This is a genomic window from Pseudaeromonas pectinilytica (genome assembly GCF_054780855.1).
In genome coordinates, this window is the sequence record NZ_BAAGVN010000315.1 from 1 (window position 1) to 18,126 (window position 18,126).

Annotated in this window: 16 protein-coding genes; 8 read left to right on the forward strand and 8 right to left on the reverse strand. The window is 53.7% G+C overall.

Going from position 1 to position 18,126, the window contains the following annotated elements; genetic code table 11:
- Positions 1-219 precede the first annotated feature (219 nt).
- The 5 genes from ACYVG7_RS13150 to ACYVG7_RS13170 form a co-directional block, all read right to left on the reverse strand.
- Entirely contained in the window at positions 220-510 is a 291-nt protein-coding gene (locus tag ACYVG7_RS13150; RefSeq protein ID WP_460883550.1) for a hypothetical protein, read from the reverse strand.
- Between the two features lie 382 nt (positions 511-892).
- Complete coding sequence (cas6f, locus tag ACYVG7_RS13155) at positions 893-1,540, reverse strand: type I-F CRISPR-associated endoribonuclease Cas6/Csy4 (protein WP_460883551.1); 648 nt, start codon at positions 1,538-1,540, stop codon at positions 893-895.
- The gene (csy3, locus tag ACYVG7_RS13160; protein WP_460883552.1) at positions 1,540-2,577 is read right to left on the reverse strand and encodes a type I-F CRISPR-associated protein Csy3; all 1,038 of its coding nucleotides are present in this window, start codon (positions 2,575-2,577) and stop codon (positions 1,540-1,542) included. The genes cas6f and csy3 overlap by 1 nt, the downstream gene beginning before the upstream one ends.
- Entirely contained in the window at positions 2,549-4,681 is a 2,133-nt protein-coding gene (locus tag ACYVG7_RS13165) for a type I-F CRISPR-associated protein Csy2 (RefSeq protein ID WP_460883553.1), read from the reverse strand. Before ACYVG7_RS13165 ends, csy3 begins: the two co-directional genes overlap by 29 nt.
- 5 nt (positions 4,682-4,686) lie before the next feature.
- Positions 4,687-5,916 (reverse strand): TniQ family protein, encoded by a 1,230-nt coding sequence (locus tag ACYVG7_RS13170; protein WP_460883554.1) that lies wholly within the window; start codon positions 5,914-5,916, stop codon positions 4,687-4,689.
- A gap of 236 nt (positions 5,917-6,152) precedes the next feature.
- Between ACYVG7_RS13170 and ACYVG7_RS13175 the strand changes: the two genes are divergently transcribed.
- The 8 genes from ACYVG7_RS13175 to ACYVG7_RS13210 all read left to right on the forward strand — a co-directional run bounded on the left by ACYVG7_RS13175 (position 6,153) and on the right by ACYVG7_RS13210 (position 16,440).
- On the forward strand, positions 6,153-6,773 hold the full coding sequence (locus ACYVG7_RS13175; RefSeq protein ID WP_460883555.1) for a restriction endonuclease subunit S domain-containing protein: 621 nt from the start codon (positions 6,153-6,155) through the stop codon (positions 6,771-6,773).
- Complete coding sequence (locus ACYVG7_RS13180) at positions 6,770-8,290, forward strand: type I restriction-modification system subunit M (RefSeq protein ID WP_460883556.1); 1,521 nt, start codon at positions 6,770-6,772, stop codon at positions 8,288-8,290. The genes ACYVG7_RS13175 and ACYVG7_RS13180 overlap by 4 nt, the downstream gene beginning before the upstream one ends.
- Entirely contained in the window at positions 8,283-9,152 is an 870-nt protein-coding gene (gene dinD, locus ACYVG7_RS13185; protein ID WP_460883557.1) for a DNA damage-inducible protein D, read from the forward strand. Before ACYVG7_RS13180 ends, dinD begins: the two co-directional genes overlap by 8 nt.
- Before the next feature lie 216 nt (positions 9,153-9,368).
- Positions 9,369-10,577 (forward strand): restriction endonuclease subunit S, encoded by a 1,209-nt coding sequence (locus ACYVG7_RS13190; protein WP_460883558.1) that lies wholly within the window; start codon positions 9,369-9,371, stop codon positions 10,575-10,577.
- On the forward strand, positions 10,570-11,298 hold the full coding sequence (locus tag ACYVG7_RS13195) for a Fic family protein (RefSeq protein ID WP_460883559.1): 729 nt from the start codon (positions 10,570-10,572) through the stop codon (positions 11,296-11,298). Before ACYVG7_RS13190 ends, ACYVG7_RS13195 begins: the two co-directional genes overlap by 8 nt.
- 64 nt (positions 11,299-11,362) lie before the next feature.
- Positions 11,363-12,346: a virulence RhuM family protein gene (locus ACYVG7_RS13200; RefSeq protein WP_460883560.1), complete on the forward strand. Its 984-nt coding sequence runs from the start codon at positions 11,363-11,365 to the stop codon at positions 12,344-12,346.
- Positions 12,343-15,645: a type I restriction endonuclease subunit R gene (locus ACYVG7_RS13205; protein WP_460883561.1), complete on the forward strand. Its 3,303-nt coding sequence runs from the start codon at positions 12,343-12,345 to the stop codon at positions 15,643-15,645. The genes ACYVG7_RS13200 and ACYVG7_RS13205 overlap by 4 nt, the downstream gene beginning before the upstream one ends.
- A gap of 9 nt (positions 15,646-15,654) precedes the next feature.
- A complete protein-coding gene (locus tag ACYVG7_RS13210; RefSeq protein ID WP_460883562.1) occupies positions 15,655-16,440 on the forward strand; it encodes a M48 family metallopeptidase in 786 nt (261 codons plus the stop codon).
- A gap of 17 nt (positions 16,441-16,457) precedes the next feature.
- Here the strand turns inward: ACYVG7_RS13210 and ACYVG7_RS13215 are convergent, their stop codons facing one another.
- From ACYVG7_RS13215 to ACYVG7_RS13225, 3 genes are all read right to left on the reverse strand, one after another.
- A complete protein-coding gene (locus tag ACYVG7_RS13215) occupies positions 16,458-16,763 on the reverse strand; it encodes a helix-turn-helix domain-containing protein (RefSeq protein WP_460883563.1) in 306 nt (101 codons plus the stop codon).
- Between the two features lie 108 nt (positions 16,764-16,871).
- Positions 16,872-17,879, reverse strand: coding sequence for a TniB family NTP-binding protein (locus tag ACYVG7_RS13220; RefSeq protein ID WP_460883564.1), 1,008 nt, complete (start codon positions 17,877-17,879; stop codon positions 16,872-16,874).
- Positions 17,879-18,126, reverse strand: a 248-nt coding sequence (locus tag ACYVG7_RS13225; protein WP_460883565.1) for a hypothetical protein, incomplete at its 5' end; no start/stop codon positions are given. The genes ACYVG7_RS13225 and ACYVG7_RS13220, both read right to left, overlap by 1 nt.

Genomic DNA, 18,126 nt, shown 5'->3' on the forward strand with positions numbered 1-18,126 from the left:
AAGGAAGCATATGATCACAGGTGGAGATTTACGTCAATCAAGACTTGATATTGGTTATAAAACGTTCACGATCTCGCCCTGGCTCCGGGGTCCTTCCACTGACAATTGCACCCTGATGCTGCCAGTTTCTCGCCCTAATGAAATATATAACAGGTTCTTATCGTTAGAAAAGCAGATTACGCAACCATGGTTTTGCGGGTATCCGAACGCCTTGCGCAATCAGATTATCTCCTTATTGCTCTCGATTCGCCCGAAATCCGGATTGGGTTCATAGCCCTGTTCAGAGAACATTAGCTGGCCTCGGCGCTGTTCTTGAAGATTGGACAGTGCCTGGAAAAAGCAGGATTCACAGAGATGGACTTCATAGCTTTCGCCATCATGACGGGAGCCATAACCCCACTTGGCACTGAGCGTTCCGACTTGGGGACCGTAACCTTCAACGGGTGAGCAGCTTTCTTCACAGACATCGCAGCGGATGTCGCTGAGCACATCAACTTCCTGTTTCGTCATGATTTTCACCGACTAAGTCCCCATTTGATTCAGGCTGCGCTAACCCATCACTAAAGAAAAGGCCCAGCTTTAGTAGCTGGGCCGATATTCTGCCTCTGCGGCAGTGAAAAGAACTCGGCTTGGATGATAACTTCCGGTCCTAATCTTGGCTGCCTATGCGGCAGTTCACAAATACTCCATGCCATTCTCAACGTTCCATCTTTCTTGGCTGCCTATTCGGCAGTTCACTGTTTCTCCGTAGACGATTAATTCCCGAATACTTTCTTGGCTGCCTATTCGGCAGTTCACCGTGCGTCGACAATACTAACGCACTGATTCGTCTCTGAAATTCAAGATTAAATGCATCAATCCAAAATTTCAGGCGAATTGGTAACCTGTTGAGTTACCGCTTCAAATATAGACTATCTGGGAAAAGGGTTGAAATGCTCGTGGATAATTCAGGCACTGAGCCCCTATAGGAATTGGGGGACGCCAAGCCGTAGTGACTATAGGTTTTTGTGGTATCTCGACTATCACAGAGTTGTTTTTGAATATGCAGCACGTAGTTCTGTGCATTACTGGCGCTTTGTATCAACGCGCAATGAAAAGGCGCTATTTCCTGGTTTACAACGGGGGCTTTGGGTACAAACAGTTCACCGCGCTCTGCTGCTCGCCGCTTGCTTCTGGCCAGTCGCCGTCTACGTTCTCCAACAAACAGCTTGGCCAGATTTTGGTTACGGATAAATCGCACCTCTGCGCAATCGTCTGGGACTTCCAGGACAGGACTCAACTCAAACAAACCGTCGCCTTGCATGGTCTGGAAATAGGTTCGCTCGCGAAACTGGGTGAGATGCGAACTGTGTTCGCTGACAAATGCAATCGTGCGGCCGATGGATTTGTTGCTCCAGCAGGGGAAAGCAACGCCTATTTGTGCATCGGCATGATTAAGCAGATAACCATGCAGGGTTGAGATACAGCGCCCGGCCAGTAACCCGCAATCTACTTTAGCGGGAATATAATGAATTGCGAAGAAAAAACTCTTGTCCGTCATTACCCTTTTCCTTTTTGGAACAGACCACCTTTGGTCAGTACAGCCATCAGATAGTGAATCTCACCGGGGAGGGGCGATGAGGCTGGGGATGATCTCATCTGCTCGAGAAATTCATCGGCTCTGCTGAGCAGATGGTAGAAGTCTTGTCCGGATACAGGGTGTCGCATGGAGGTCAGGTTTTTGCTATCGGCGCCATATTGATGAACACGCAAAGGCTGATCGGCATCCTCGGCCCACCAATCATCAATTTGCTGCAGTGCCGCACCCACCTTTTGGGCATGAAGACAGGCCGCCAGTTGTCCGTCGATGGTCTCAACGGTGGCCAGTTTTTTACTGGGTTCATCATGGTTGTCGGGGCGCTCAGTAAAGAGTTGACTGGGGAATATCTCCTGACAAAACCCGGTTTTCATGACCGCTGTGATATCGGCAAACCAGAACATGTCGCGACGACTCAGCGCGATGGCCATTTCATCGGCCAATTGATTCAGTTGTGCTTCCGCGGGTGCTGGCCATTCGCTGAACCAATCCAGATGCCGGACGTCCTCAATGGCGAAGTGCAAACCTTGTGAGGTTTTCACTTCAATTCGGGTGCCCTCATTATGTCGGTTGCGCCATAGCCAATTGCCCATTAGCAAGTTGCGGCTATAGCGCCGCGCCAACTCGAGGTACCCTCCGTGCTCTTGATACAAGCCAGCCAATTGTCTGAGTGTTTTGACCACGCCAGGATCTGAGCAGAGATCTGGACTGAGCGAATTGGCCTCAACACGTAGCGAGAAGCGACAGTACAATTTATCGATATTCGGCGGAACATAACAAGCCTCGATGGTTTGCGGATTCCCATACGCCAGCTCGTAGCGTTCAACATTTTTCGGCTGAAAGTTGGCATCAAACCCTTCGGAATAGCCGCTTTTCTGGCTAACCACACGGGCTGTTTCCACGCGAAGCGGCACGAAGTCGCTATCAGCCGTTTTGTAGAAGAAGACGGCCTTGCCAGGGGATAGAGAGCGGCTATAGCTCAGATGTTTGCATAGCTCCATGTCGTTGCTCCATGTTGCCCGCACCTGTCATCAGAATAGCCCTGTTTATCGCCGTCAGTTGCCAGAAGCCATGATTAAAGAAGTGGTTATTACCATCCAGTCGCATTTCAACCGGATTGACACAAAGAGCCAGCCCAAGCGCCGACTCGGCATAAACATGGTGTTTTTCCACACTACCTGCCCGCATCCGGGGTTCATCGAGAAATACATAGCCTGTCGTGATCAGCCGGACTCGGCGGTCCATGTTCAGTGTATCGATAAGCTCATCCAGCTTGCCGATCCGCGATTGGTATGGATAGACCCAACAACCCGCTCTGGGGAGTCGAGACAAGGTGTTGAACAGCTCAGTCCTGTTCGTATAGAGGCTGCACCACGGCTTGCTCTCGTAGAGAGACGGTGGATGCAGGCAACCCCCTGCGAAACGCGATGGAAATGCGGCCTGCAACAGATCCTGCTCATTGGCAGATGGGAGCGGGTGCTCATCATCCACCTGTAACGCCATCACCAGATCCATGCCCAAATCGCAGTATTTGCTGTCGATTAGTCCAGGACGCCGGATAGCAGAAACCTCACGGGCATGTATCGGTGATAAGGGTTCCTGCAACGACTTGCCCGATAGCAAATGGTAATGGCTGGGATACCACGACACGCCGGTGAACCGGACAGGCCGTTTGAGCAAGGCCGTTAATCGACGTTCGTAGTCATGGCAGAACCCGGCGAGCGCCGAGAGCGAGGGGATGCCGCAAAGATAAGGATTGGCCAGCGCCAACGCATCGTAGACACGTAAGCCAGACAGATGCAGATAACAGGATGTTGCCACTTGCAGGGGCGCCGGTTGGTTTTCGTCATCGGCCAGCTTGTTGATCAGCCAGCGCAGCTGGCTCTTGACCGGAATCAGTAACTCCGGGTGATAGGCGAAGCGACGAGTGGCGTGATGTGTCTGCAGTTCAAGATGAAATACACCAGCCAACTCCGTCGCCAAATCTGGCAACTCAGCCACTGGGCTGGTCACTATCTTCCATTCCAATCGCTCGGGCGTAATCAGCAGCTCTACATTCGGTAGCTGCTGGATCTCATCGCGCCACTCAATCACAGGTCCAATCCAGGCGGCCAGCTGTCGGCGCAAATAACGCATTGCACTGAGCCGTGATTGTTTGCGTTGTCGGCGAGTCAGCCCGGTCGGCGTGATCAGATGCTCGAGCGCCTGGGGGAAGACCTTGTCGTACAGCATGCCCCGATCAAACAGGATAGCTCCTTCATTGAGGCGCTGTGTCCGAGATTGCGAGAAGTGGCGGCGTTTTTGGATACTGATCGGTGGCGGATAATTCAGCACTGCGACCTTGCCGCCAACAGAGCCCACAAGGCTACCTACGCTGGCGGGGTGATCATGGCTGATGGTGAGGTGCGAGCAGCGATTTTCATAGATCATGTGCTGCAAATGGGCCATCAAGGCATGGCTGACGACGGGGGTGATCGCGCAATAATCACCCTGGTACCAGAAACGAACTTGCTTGGAGTAGACGTTGACCTCTGAGGGAACTACGGACGCGGCGAGGTGATGCGCCAGTTGTGCCTGGAGTGCGGCAATAGCCGTATTGGGTAAGCCGAGTTGTCTGAACGCCCCAGTCCAGGCGGGCGCATCGGCAACCAGTTGCAGGGCCAGATTGCTGGATAGGCCCTGGTAGAGAAACGAGGAGCAGAACAGCTTGGCATAGTTAATATCGGAACTGTTGTTGGCCCATCCCAATCTGTTTTGCAATCCGGCACTGGTTACTACTCCCGGGATCAGGGGCGGGGCGTCAATCACTAACCGCTGGCCGCTCACCCGGGTATCGGGATATTTCAAATTGTGCGAATGCAGCCAGGCTACCTGATGGACACAATGCTCGAGATGCTTGTCATCGTTGACCAGACGCTGAGCTTGCGACTCATCACACAGATCAACCGCCTGGTCGCGTTTGAGCGTCAAATTGACCAACACGACCAGCGCTCGATATTCCTCTCCTTCGAGCTCGATATCGGGCGTGTACGGCGCAAAGGCTCGGCGTAGAGCCTTATCCCGCTCTGCCTGATCGTGAAGGTTCATCAGTTCATGAAGAGGCATTGTCGTCACCATGCAGGCAAGTAGGGATGATAGGCGTCATTGAATGTCGAGCGATGAGCCTGTCGACACTCAATGACGTACCGCAGATGAAAAAGCGGCTCATGCGGCTTGAGCCCACCGTGGATCCTCCTGTGGGCCGGGGTCAAGTACCCGTCCTGCAGAAGTCGAAAAACCTGTTCAACGGACGTGCCAAGCACGGCGGCAGCCTCGATGGCGGTTAACTGAATGTCGGCCAGATTGGCGACCCGCATTTTGGGATTAGCACAGACCAGCTCGGTCAGATAATCGAGCAGCCCGCGCAAGATGAAATTGCGATGGCTATCGCGCGTCGGTAACTGGCGGCAGTCCGTCAGGACAGAGCCAAACACCTCACGAAACGCCGTGTGATTGAGTAACCGGGTCTGAGTCTGCAGTGCCTTTTGCGCCATCTGCTGCAACTCGTGATGGAAATTGGCGGGCCAGGCCGAAAAATAGCCAATCGCCGTGGTTAGGGTGCTGAATTCCGGCTTCCCGGCGTCGGCCGTCTTATTCCGCAACCAATACCAGTACAGGGCTCCAAACATCAGGCTGGGATGCTCACTGGAGAGCAAAGGGTTGGTTGATTCAAATCGGGCACCGCAGATGAGGGCGCTAAGCTGCTGTGCCTCAGTGCTCGCGGGCTGGGTAATCGCTGTTCGCAGGTCAAACCCGCAGCGACAATGGGTGAACGACTCGCTGCGCTGATAATCCAGCGCCTCGCCACAGCTGGGGCAGTGATGGAGTAATTGGCTGCTGTGCCGATGGCAGGCCAGATAAGGACTGTAGTGCCAGTGCTGACGAATATAGGCCGACTCACGCAAACAGGCGGGGCAAACCGGGATCGGGGCGGGTCGGATAAAGCCCAGCGGAATATCAACACCGGCACGATGTACGCAAGCATGCCCAGAGCCGAAATGCAGTCCGGAGTGCATCAAGCTCAGTTGTAACAGGCAGGCCGGATCCAGATCGGTCAACTGCGCAAACAGTTGCAGGGCTCTAACTCTCAACCCGCTGGAGCGATTGGCATGAAACACATTGACGCGCGCTAGCTCCAACGGGAAAGCGCCACTGGCCTCATGATCCTGCACCAACAGGCTGTCACGGATGGCCCCACTCAGCAGCGCATAACGCTCAAAGCCATTCTCCTGGCTCAGCCTGAGCAGATAGCTCTCCAGTGATTCATCAGGGTAAGGCTCCGGGCGAATAAGAAGGCGCATTCAGCCTCCAAAACTAAATATTACTTAGTTTTAAGTTGTAGCAGCTCCGCGATGAATTGCCATCACCGAGTGTCAAACTGCGATAACGGCTGCAGAGTTGCCATCATCGGCGAGTAAGTTGGCCAACAAATGGTCGAATATGTGCGGCATCATTCAAGATGATGCAAAAAATAACTTTACTTCATCCTCGCTTGGCACCATGATTTTGCATCATGTCAGATGATGAAGGATTTTCGATGCAGCTCACCTCCCTTGCCAGCGTCTGCGAGATCCTGCCGGGTTATCCCTTTCGCGGCAAAGTGCCGGAAGCCGAGGGGTCGGATATCCGGGTGGTGCAGATCAAGGATGTCAGCGTCGAGCTCGGCATCCGCTGGGACGGTTGCCAGACGACCACCCTGACCGGCAAGAAAGATCCCGGCTGGTTGCGCCCCGGTGACGTGCTGTTTGTCGCCAAGGGGAACCGCAATTTCGCCGTTAGCGTGGATCACCGCATCGAGCAGGCGGCCATCCAGGCCGTGGCGGCACCGGTGTTTTATCTGCTGCGCTGCCACGCCCAACTGCTGCCGGAGTATCTGGCCTGGTGGCTCAATCAAGAGCCCAGCCAGCGCTATTTTGAGCAGAATGCCGAAGGCTCGCAGGTCAAAAGTATCCGCCGCAGTGTGCTGGCCGAGACGCCGCTGGCCTTGCCTGCACTCCGCCAACAGGCGGCGCTGGCCGCCCTGCAACAGAACCTGCGCCAGCAACAGCAGACGCTGCAACAGCTGATCAGCAACGGCGTGCAACTTCAACGCCGCATCGCCAACGATTTTCTGGCTGCCGCCACCGGCGACGGCCATCTAGGAGGAACGACACCATGACCGAACAAATCAATCAGGATGAGATCAACAAAGCCCTGTGGGCGGCTTGCGATACCTTTCGCGGCACCGTCAGCGCCGATACCTACAAGGACTTCATCCTGACGATGCTGTTCCTCAAATACATCTCCGATGTCTGGCAGGATCACTACGACAACTACCAGACCCAATACGGTGACGAGCCCGAACTCATTGACGAGATGATGAAGAACGAGCGCTTCGTGCTGCCCAAAGAATCCAGCTTCTATCACCTGTATGAACACCGCCACGAGCCGGGCAATGGCACCCGCATCGATATGGCGCTGCATGCGCTCGAAGAGGCCAATGGCACCAAGCTCAAGGATGCGGGCAAGAGCGTGTTTCAGGACATCTCGTTCAATACCGACAAGCTCGGTGAAGAGAAGCAGAAGAACACCATTTTGCGCCATCTGCTCGAAGACTTTGCCAAGGAGGCACTGAACCTCAAGCCTTCGCGGGTCGGCTCGCTGGATGTGATCGGTGGCGGCTACGAATACCTGATCAAGAACTTCGCCGCCAGCGGTGGCCAGAAGGCCGGTGAGTTCTATACCCCGCCGGAAGTCTCCGATCTGATTGCCGAGCTGCTCGAACCCCAGCCGGGTGACACCATCTGCGATCCGGCCTGTGGCTCCGGCTCGCTGCTGATGAAGTGCGGGCGCAAAATCGTCGCCAACCACGGCAGCCGCCAATATGCGCTCTACGGCCAGGAGGCCATCGGCTCCACCTGGTCGCTGGCCAAGATGAACATGTTTCTGCACGGCGAGGATAACCACAAGATCGAGTGGGGCGACACCATCCGTAACCCCAAGCTGCTGGATAAGAACGGCGATCTGATGCTGTTTGATGTGGTTACCGCCAACCCGCCGTTTTCGCTGGACAAGTGGGGCCATGAAGAGGCCGAGCACGACAAATTCAGCCGCTTCCGCCGTGGCATTCCGCCCAAGACCAAGGGCGACTATGCCTTTATCCTGCATATGATTGAGACGCTCAAACCTAATAGCGGGCGCATGGGCGTGGTAGTGCCCCACGGCGTACTGTTCCGGGGCTCTAGTGAAGGGCTCATTCGCCAAAAGCTGATAGAAGAGAACCTGCTTGATGCGGTCATCGGCCTGCCGGAGAAGCTGTTCTATGGCACCGGCATCCCGGCGGCGATCCTGATCTTCAAAAAACACAAAGTCGACGATAACGTCCTGTTTATCGATGCCAGCCGCGAGTGCAAGGCGGGCAAGAACCAGAACCAGCTCTCCGACGAGAATATCGCCAAGATTGTCGCCACCTACCGTAATGGCGATAACGTCGATAAATACGCCTATCTTGCCTCGCTGCAGGAGATCCGCGATAACGACTACAACCTGAATATCCCGCGCTATGTCGATACCTTCGAAGAAGAGGAAGAGATCGATCTGCTGGCGGTACGCGCCGAGCGCGAACAACTCAAAGCCCGACTGACCGAACTGGAAAGTACCATGGCTGGCTACCTGAAGGAGCTGGGGTATGAATAAGCAACAAATAGCCACGCTGAAACAGGATTTTGACCAGCACACCCATCAACTTGATGACAGCGGTATCGAATTTTGCTACGCCCGTGACTTGATGATCCTGCTTGGCTACGAGCGCTGGGAGAACTTCAGTAAAGTGGTAGAGAAGGCCAAAAAAGCCTGTGAAAATAGCGGAGTGCCAGTCCACGACCATTTTCGTGACATCACGAAAATGGTGGCCATCGGCTCGGGTGCCGAACGCCCGGTCAGCGACACCATGATGACCCGTTACGCCTGCTATCTGGCCGCGCAAAATGCCGACCCGGCCAAAGCGCAGGTCGCGTTTGCCCAAACTTACTTCGCCTTGCAAACCCGAAAACAAGAGCAACTGGAAGAGCGGCTTGCCCTGCAAAGTCGCCTCGATGCCCGCCAAAAGCTGCGCGAGTCGGAAACCGCACTGTCCAAAAATATCTACGAACGAGGTGTCGATGAACAGGGTTTTGGTCGCATCCGCTCACAAGGTGACGCCGCACTGTTTGGTGGCAAAACCACACAAGCTATGAAGCGGCACCTCGCCGTGCCAGACGCACGGCCGCTAGCGGATTTCTTGCCCACCGTCACCATTGCGGCCAAAAATTTGGCCACCGAAATTACCAACCACAATGTGAACCAGCATGATTTGCAAGGGGAACGCGCCATTGCCTCAGAGCATGTGCAAAACAACCGCAGCGTACGTGACATGCTGGGCCAGCGCGGCATCCGGCCAGAACAACTACCCGCAGCGGAGGACCTGAAAAAACTGGAGCGTCGCGTCGCCTCAGCGGAAAAGAAAATGATTAAAGACTCGGCATTGCCAAAAAAGAAGGAGTGCGGCGATGCTGAATGAACAACGCGAGCAATCGCAATTGACTGCGCTGGAAACCGAAATGGCCAAATATCTGGAGGAGCTGGGGTACTCGGCGTGCGCCGGAGGCGCTGATGAGTGATTTAACATCACTCGGCAAGCCGAGTACGCGAGGCCGTGGATGGCCGAAGTGGAACCTGGCCCCAGGGACGGGTGAGCACGCAGGGGTTAGTCATATTCAGGTTTCAGGAGGTGGTTATGGTGCCTAAGGGATGGACGGTAGGTTCATTAAACGACTTGGCTGATACCGTTATGGGCTTTGCCTTTAAAAGTAGCGATTTTACTCCTACAGGCATTCCATTATTAAGAATGGGTAACTTGTACCAAAACACGCTCGATTTGACTCGAAATCCAGAATATCTTCCCGAGTCTTTCAAGGATGAATATGCTCGGTTTCTTGTGAAACCGGGTGATTTGGTCATGTCTATGACGGGGACAATGGGCAAACGCGACTATGGTTTTACGGTAGAAATCCCAGTAAATGCGCCAGAGTCATTACTGAATCAACGAGTGATGAAGTTTATTCCTAAAAAGCATACGTGTTCAGGTTATTTGCTTAACCTGCTACGAAGTGAGGTAATTCTCTCTCGATTGTATTCGTTCCCTGGTGGGACCAAACAAGCAAATTTATCAGCAAAGCAGGTACAAGACCTTATAGCACCCATTCCACCATTCCCCGAACAAAAGAAAATCGCCAAAATCCTCTCCACTTGGGATCAGGCCATCAGCACCACAGAACAACTGCTGGCCAATAGCCAGCAGCAGAAAAAGGCGCTGATGCAGCAACTGCTGACCGGCAAAAAGCGCCTGCTGGATAAAAATGGCGTGAGATTTAGTGGGGCGTGGAAAAAAGTACACGTGAAAGATTGTGCGGATTGTTTGGATAATCAGCGTATACCAATAAATTCAGAGCAGCGAGCTGAAATGGTCGGATCCATTCCTTACTGGGGTGCAAACGGAATAGTTGGCTACATTAACGAATACATTTTTGATGAGACAATTGTTTTGTTGGCGGAAGATGGTGGTTATTTTGATGAATATGCCTCCCGTCCTATTGCTAACCTATCTCATGGGAAATGCTGGGTTAACAATCACGCTCATATTCTTCGAGCAAAACAGAATTGTGTGAACGAGTGGATATATTTTTCACTGGTTAATAAAAATATTATGGGGTTCGTTAATAGTGGAACAAGAGCCAAACTAAACAAAAAAGATATGCTAATGATTCATCTTCATTTGCCTAGCATTGAGGAACAACAAAAAATCGCCTTAGTGCTAACCGAAGCCGATCAGGAAATTGCAATCCTGCAGCGCAAGCTTGACTGTTTAAAGCAGGAGAAAAAAGCCCTGATGCAAGCCCTGCTCACCGGCAAGCGCCGCGTGGTTTTGGAGGCCGCCCATGTTTGAACAACTCAACCAGATGAAGGCGCAGCTGGATGCGGCACGTCCACTGCCAGCCGCGACCACGCGCAGCCTGCATGACGATCTGCTGCTGCGCTGGACGTATCACTCCAATGCGATTGAAGGTAATACGCTGACGCTGCTGGAAACCAAGGTGGTGCTCGAAGGCATTACCGTGGGCGGCAAGCCCTTGCGCGAACACTTCGAGGCGATTAACCACCGCGATGCGATCCTGTATCTGGAAGACATCGTGCAGCACGCCGAGCCGTTTTCCGAGTGGCAAATCCGCAATTTGCACCGACTGATCCTGAAAAATATCGACGATGAGCACGCCGGGCGTTACCGCACGGTCAATGTACTGATCGCGGGTGCCAGCCATACGCCGCCCGATCATCTGCGGGTGGGCGAGCAGATGCACGATTTTCTGGCGTGGTACGGCAGCTCCGCCGGCCAGTTGCACCCGGTGGAGCGTGCGGCGCGTGTACATGCCGATTTTGTTGGCATCCACCCGTTTGTGGATGGCAATGGCCGCACCTCGCGCCTGCTGATGAATCTGGAGCTGATGAAAAGCGGCTTTCCGCCTTGCGTGATTACCGTGGAGCAGCGGCTGGCCTACTACCAAGCGCTGGATACGCTGCATACCACCGGGGATTACCGCGATTTCATCGCATTGGTGGCCGATAGCGTACGCGCCGCTTTCGAGCCGTACTGGCGGGTGCTGGGTTAGGCTTATGGACAACATCAAACCCATTTCCGAAGCCCCGGCGGGCGAGTTTGTGATGTTTGCCAGCGTGGATGGCAAGGTTCGCATTGAGTGCCGCTTCGAGAACGAGACGTTGTGGCTGTCGCAGGCGATGATTTGCGATCTGTACGGCAAGGCTAAGGCCACCATCAGCGGGCATATCAAGAATGTATTTGAAGAGGGTGAGCTAAGCGAAGATTCAGTTGTTCGGTTTTACCGAACAACTGCCGCAGACGGCAAAAACTATCAGGTGCAGTACTTCAGTTTGCCCCTCGTGCTGGCGGTTGGCTACCGCGTGCGCTCAACCCGTGGTACACAGTTCCGCCAGTGGGCGACGCAGACGCTGCAGGAATATCTGATCAAGGGCTTTGTGATGGATGACGAGCGACTAAAAAATCCGCCCGTTGGCCCATCCATCGTGCCTGATTACTTTGGCGAAATGCTGGAACGCATCCGCGATATTCGTGCCAGCGAGCGGCGGATGTATCTGCGGGTGCGCGAGATTTTTGCGCTGGCCGCCGATTACCAGCCATCCCTGAAAGAAACCACCCAGTTTTTTCAGATCATCCAGAACAAGCTGCACTTTGCCTGCACGGGCCAGACGGCAGCCGAGCTAATTCACCATCGCGTAGATGCCAGCTTGCCACATATGGGACTGACCAGCTTTAAGGGTGAAGAAGTTCGCAAAGGTGATGTGACTGTCGCCAAAAACTACCTGAATAAGCAGGAAATCGACGAGCTGAACCGCGTAGTGTCAATGTGGCTGGATTTTGCCGAAGACCAAGCCAAACGCCGCCAGCAGGTGTTTTTGCGCGATTGGCAAGACAAACTAGACCAGTTTTTACAATTCAATGACCGCGATGTGCTCAGCGGTTCGGGCAAGATCAGTAAACAGCAGGCAGATAACAAAGCCCACCATGAATTTGAGCGCTATGCCGAACAGCAACGTCGTTTAAAAGAAGAACAAGGTGCACAAGATATCGACGCCTTGCTGAAATGGCAGCGCATACCGCAGCAAAAGGATCCCCAATGAGTGGTCAGACAGCCCCAAAATTCCAGGAAGAGTACAGTGCCAAGATCCCGGCTCTGGCGTTGTTAAGCAACCTGGGCTGGACCTTTCTGCCTCCGGAGCAGGCGTTAGCGGCGCGTGGTGGCAAGCTGGGCGAGGTGGTGCTGCGTGATGAATTACGCACGCAACTGGCCAAACGTCGCTTTCCCTATGCCGGGCGTGAGCATGGGTTATCGGAGAAGACCCTCGATAATCTGGTTGCCGAAATTTGTGCGCCAGCGCTGAACGAAGGGCTGCAGCGGGCTAACGAACGGCTCTATAACCACCTGCTGCTGGGCATTTCTGTCACCGAGTTTGTCGATGGCAAGAAGGTGAATCCGACCATTGCCCTGATTGACTGGCAGCAGCCGGAAAACAACAGCTTTGTCTTTACCGAAGAGTTCAGCGTACTGCGCTCAGGCGGCATCGATGCGCGGCGACCGGATATCGTCTGCTTCGTCAACGGCATTCCGCTGGTTGTTATCGAAGCAAAACGCCCTGACGGCCACTCAGGACAGGGGGCCAAAAAGGGACCGACTATCAATGAAGGCATTTCGCAAAGCCTGCGCAATCAGCGGCACGACGAGATCCCGCAGCTCTTTGCATACAGTCAGTTGCTGCTCTCCATCAATGGCTCGGATGGCCGCTATGGCACATGTCTGACGCCGACCACATTCTGGGCCGCCTGGCGCGAGGAGGATATTTCAGAGGCCCAGATGTTTGCCCTGAAGAATCGTCGTCTCTCGGCGCAGCAGATGGCCGCGCTGTTTGATCACCGTAAACCGCACGATCTGATCTGGTATCAGGATCTGGTCTCCTCCGGTGAGCTGGCGGTGACCGGTCAGGATCGGCTGTTGATGAGTCTGCTTTCACCCGACCGTTTGCTGGAGATGACGCGCTATTTCACCCTGTTTGACAAGAAGGCGGGCAAGATAGTCGCCCGCTATCAGCAAGTATTTGGCATCAAGCGACTGATCGAGCGCATCGATACACGCAACCTCCAGGGAGGGCGTGAAGGGGGCGTGATCTGGCATACCACGGGCTCGGGTAAGTCATTCACCATGGTGTTCTTGAGCAAGGTGCTGATCCTGCATGAATCTCTGAAAGTCTGCCGGATTATCGTGGTGACCGATCGGGTCGATCTGGAAAGCCAACTGAGCAAAACCTTTGCCTCCGGTGGTGAGCTGGCGAGTAAAAAGGACCGCGAAGCGGCAATGGCCACCTCGGGCAAACGGCTGGCTGAGCAGATCGGTCGTGGCAATGAGCGGATAATTTTCTCGTTGATCCAGAAGTTCAACAGCGCGACCAAACTGCCGGAATGCAGCAATCTCAGCCCGGACATTATCGTGCTGATCGATGAGGGGCATCGCAGCCAGGGGGGCGAGAACCATATTCGCATGAAGCAGGCACTTCCCAATGCCGCCTTTGTAGCCTTCACCGGCACCCCGCTGCTAAAAGACGATAAGACCACCAACAAATTCGGTCCTATCGTGCATGCCTATACCATGCAGCGTGCGGTAGAAGACAGAGCTGTTACCCCGCTGCTGTATGAAGAGCGCATTCCGGATCTGGATGTGAACGAGCGGGCTATCGACAGCTGGTTTGATCGGATCACCGAGGGGCTGAACGAAGAGCAAAAAGCCGACCTCAAGCGCAAGTTTGCCAAGAAGGGACAGATCTACAGTGCCGAGGATCGGATCCGGCTGATTGCGCTGGATATTGCCAACCATTTTGACAAACACATCGATGATGAGCTCAAAGGGCAACTGGCTTGCGACAGCAAAGCCTCGGCCATCAAGTACAAGCAGTATCTGGATGAAGCAGGTCTGTTTGAAAGCGCGGTGGTGATGAGCGCTCCCGATTCCCGAGAGGGTAATACCGAGGTTGATGAAGCCGCCATGCCCGAGGTGCAAAAGTGGTGGAATGAACATGTCGGCAATCAGGATGAACAGATCTACACCAAGCAGATCATCGAGCGTTTTGACAAAGACCCGAGCCTGAAACTGCTTATCGTGGTGGATAAGCTGCTGACCGGTTTCGATGAGCCGAAGAATGCGGTGCTCTATATCGACAAGCCACTCAAGGGGCATAACCTTATCCAGGCCATTGCCCGCGTGAACCGACTGCACCTGAAGAAGGATTTTGGCCTGCTCATCGATTATCGGGGCATCCTCAGCGAACTGGATACCACCATAGCCAAGTATCAGGATCTGGCGTCCCGCACTCAGGGGGGCTATGACATCAACGATATCGCCGGTCTGTACGAGCAGATGAGTACCGAATACAAGCGTCTGCCGCATCTTTATAAGATGCTCTGGGCCATCTTCGATGGCGTTAAAAACAAGAAAGACATCGAACAGCTGCGTCAGGTTCTGGTTCCCAAGACTGAGGATCGCGATGGTGAGCTGATTGATGTGCACCTGAAGATCCGCGAAGACTTTTACGAGGCGCTGAGTGCTTTCGCCAGTTGCCTGAAGGTGGCGTTGCAATCGAGCACCTTCTTTGCAGACAAGAGCTTCTCGGATGCGGATCGGCAGCACTACAAAGAGACTGTCAAACAACTCTCCAGTTTGCGGCAGTTGGTGCGTCAGGATGCAGGCGAAAGCATCGACTATGACGAATATGCCGAGCAGGTGAAAAAACTGCTGAACAAGCATGTTGTCGGTGTTGAAGTGCGGGATCCAGAAGGCGTCTACGAAGTTGGCAAGATGGGGCTGACACAACAACCCGACGAGTGGAACGAAGACAAGACCCGCAACGAGACGGATATCATCAAGACCCGGGTCACCCGGATGATTGAGCAGGAGCTAGGCGACGACCCCTACGCGCAGGAGGCTTTCTCCAAGCTGTTGCGTCAGGCCATTGAAGAGGCTGAAAAGCTGTTTGACCACCCGCTCAAGCAGTACCTGCTGTTTCATGAGTTTGAGCAGCGGGTACAAAAGCGTCAACTGGACGAGATACCCGAAGCCTTTGCTGGACATCGCCATGCGCAAGCCTACTTCGGTGTGTTCAAAAAAATTCTGCCGGAAGTTTTCAGCATTGTGGATCAGCAGGTTCAGGATAAGTGGGTCAAACTTGCGTTCGAAATTGATGGTTGTGTCGAGATGTCGGTCGCCGAACACTCCATCAATCCACAAAACATCGAGGCCGATATCCGCAAGAAGCTGCTACCCAGGATGTTTACCGAGTGCAAAGCCATAGGGGGTGGCATGGATCAGGCTAAGAAGATCGTCGAGATGGTGATTCAGATCACCCGCGTCGGTCTGAATCAGCATGCGGATTGAGTGGGGACAATGCTGATGAATGCTGCGATTGATTGTTCAACACCTTATCAGGCTGGCGAGTCGGGTGAACGGCTGAGTTTTAGTTATGGGGATGAGTGGATCGACGTTGAGCGAGTTAGTCGTAACACGAACACGGGGCGAGTGCGGATCCTGGTTCATCCGGATTGTCGTATCGAGGTTCAGGCTGGGGCCAATGTGTCGAAACACGAGGTTCTGGAGGCACTGAAAAAGCGCGCTCGCTGGATCTACCAGCAGTTACGCTATTTTCGTTCTCTGAATGAGCATGTTCTGGCGCCACGCTATGTCAGCGGCGAGAGTTGCTATTACCTCGGTAAGCAGTATCTGCTCAAGGTGACAGAATCGGCCACGCAAAAGCAGCAGGTGAAATTGCTAGGTGGTCAGTTACAAGTCTCGGTTCGACAGTATGCGCCAGAGCTTGTTTGCTCATTGCTGCATGAGTGGTACAAGGCGCGCGCGAAAGAGGTGTTTAGTCGCAGACTCGAGGCGTTGCTTGAACAGACGCTCTGGGTCAGCGAGGGGCCGCCTATTCGCATTCTGACGATGCGAACCCAGTGGGGAAGCTGCTCGCCAAATGGCCGTATCACGCTGAATCCCCACTTGGTGAAAGCCTCCCGAGACTGTATTGACTATGTGATCCTGCACGAGCTCTGCCATATAGCCGAGCATAACCACAGTGAACGATTCTACCGACTGATGGGGCAAATCATGCCAGGCTGGGAACATATTAAGGAGAGACTCGATGGCATGGCAGGAGTCTATTTAAGCGGAACCTGAATCCAGCTCCGACCTTATCATTCCTTTGGTGCCGAAAGTTGCAGCAACATCTCTTGCTGCCTTTCTTTCGGCAATTTGGCCAGCGCACACAGCAGTTCAGCCAACAAGTCATCATCACAGTAGAAATAAGCCACCGGAAAACCCAGCTCCTGGGCGATGCGTTGCATCGTCTGGTAGTCAGGGGCGTGTTTGCCTTTCTCGTACTGGTTCATTCGGGCGCTAGCCGTGCTCTGCTCCATACCTAATCGCATCCCAAGTTGCTGTTGCGTCAGACCTGCCGCCTTGCGTGCGGCTTTGAGCCTGAGGGGTAGTGGGTTTGTCATGGGGTATCTGCTAGCTGAGGATCAGGTAGCTAAGATTTTCTTAGTCTTATACGAACAAGTGTACTAAGCAATACTTAGTTTGCAGGGTAAAGAGGGGAGAAGTTCACGTTATCGCTTCTTGAGTAACTGGCTGATGGGGATTTTGTCGGTAAATTGCGTTGGTATCAGTACTTCATCTTTGCCTGCTGCATCGATCTCATAGCGCGAGTATTGCTTTACTTCGCACGTCTGGATCTCGTCGATGGGTTGTAAAAATGGGTTGATCTGGTCGGGATAAAACAGCGCAAAAGCCACGGCGATATGCTCGTGCTGAAGCGTCTCGGAATGAGCAGCCAGCGCCTGTTTCACCGATTCATCGAGCAGATGTTTGAGTCTTCGAATGCTGCCATGGCAGGATGCAAATAGCGCGAAAATCGTATGTTTGGCTTCCAGTTTGGGTGGTGTTGCAAAGGGCATCCGTTTGGCCAGCCCCATGACAAAACGAACAAAATTCTCTGCATCTTCTGAAAGCTTGAAGAAGGGGATAGTTCTTCGCACCATGAGGCGCGAAGCCCACTGAGGCTCTTCGGCGATTTTTGCAGCCCATGGCATACCAACGAGCACAATCGGGATCTTGGCGGTTTCACTGATGTATTTGAGACGATTGGCGATCTGATTGCGTTTCTCGCGAGTCTTGTTTTCGATCAACTCCTGAAATTCATCGATGATGATCAACTCGGTTTCACACCGCTTCAGGCATTTAATGAGTGCCTCGGTCAGGCTTTCTGCCGAGCTTCTGTGCAGACGGTATTCGCTGCCCCATTGACCCAGATCCTTGAGTAGTTCGACCATGGTGGATTCGAGTGTCGGCTTACTCGGGATCCGGCTGACCAATAACGGTTTGCGAACAAAGCCATGGCCACTTTGTTCAGGAGACAGGGCCATATAATGGCGGAGCAGGGAGGATTTGCCGGTTCCGGCATCGCCCGTCAGCAGCATACAAATCGGCTCACCGGCGAACTGCTTGTCATAGCGCAGGCGATCGAAATCATCTTGAATGGTGCGAAGCAGCGGCGTCTCGACATAGCAGTCGATAAACGATTTGAGCTTGTCGGCATCGGTGCTGGATAGCTCCATCAGTAGGGCTCCAGGCCAGAGGTGAAGCCGTCCCAATCGTCATCAAGTTGCGGCGGGGTGGTCTTTGGCTGTATCGGGACATCATCCTTAGATTCAGACAGTTGAGGGCCGGACAAAAGACCGGTAGTCGTCTGGCTGCCAATATCACGGTATTTGGCTATTTTGTTGGCCTTGTTGATCAAATCCAAAGTCGGATACTCGCTCCCCAACCCGCCGGGCGGGCTTAGTTGACGGCCTGCCGAATGGG

Bases quoted from the DNA above. Each gene is read 5' to 3' on its own strand.
- ACYVG7_RS13150 (WP_460883550.1), bottom strand. From the start codon at position 510: ATGACGAAACAGGAAGTTGATGTGCTCAGCGACATCCGCTGCGATGTC.
- cas6f (WP_460883551.1), bottom strand. From the start codon at position 1,540: ATGACGGACAAGAGTTTTTTCTTCGCAATTCATTATATTCCCGCTAAA.
- csy3 (WP_460883552.1), bottom strand. From the start codon at position 2,577: ATGGAGCTATGCAAACATCTGAGCTATAGCCGCTCTCTATCCCCTGGC.
- ACYVG7_RS13165 (WP_460883553.1), bottom strand. From the start codon at position 4,681: ATGCCTCTTCATGAACTGATGAACCTTCACGATCAGGCAGAGCGGGAT.
- ACYVG7_RS13170 (WP_460883554.1), bottom strand. From the start codon at position 5,916: ATGCGCCTTCTTATTCGCCCGGAGCCTTACCCTGATGAATCACTGGAG.
- ACYVG7_RS13175 (WP_460883555.1), top strand. From the start codon at position 6,153: ATGCAGCTCACCTCCCTTGCCAGCGTCTGCGAGATCCTGCCGGGTTAT.
- ACYVG7_RS13180 (WP_460883556.1), top strand. From the start codon at position 6,770: ATGACCGAACAAATCAATCAGGATGAGATCAACAAAGCCCTGTGGGCG.
- dinD (WP_460883557.1), top strand. From the start codon at position 8,283: ATGAATAAGCAACAAATAGCCACGCTGAAACAGGATTTTGACCAGCAC.
- ACYVG7_RS13190 (WP_460883558.1), top strand. From the start codon at position 9,369: ATGGTGCCTAAGGGATGGACGGTAGGTTCATTAAACGACTTGGCTGAT.
- ACYVG7_RS13195 (WP_460883559.1), top strand. From the start codon at position 10,570: ATGTTTGAACAACTCAACCAGATGAAGGCGCAGCTGGATGCGGCACGT.
- ACYVG7_RS13205 (WP_460883561.1), top strand. From the start codon at position 12,343: ATGAGTGGTCAGACAGCCCCAAAATTCCAGGAAGAGTACAGTGCCAAG.
- ACYVG7_RS13210 (WP_460883562.1), top strand. From the start codon at position 15,655: ATGCTGATGAATGCTGCGATTGATTGTTCAACACCTTATCAGGCTGGC.
- ACYVG7_RS13215 (WP_460883563.1), bottom strand. From the start codon at position 16,763: ATGACAAACCCACTACCCCTCAGGCTCAAAGCCGCACGCAAGGCGGCA.
- ACYVG7_RS13220 (WP_460883564.1), bottom strand. From the start codon at position 17,879: ATGGAGCTATCCAGCACCGATGCCGACAAGCTCAAATCGTTTATCGAC.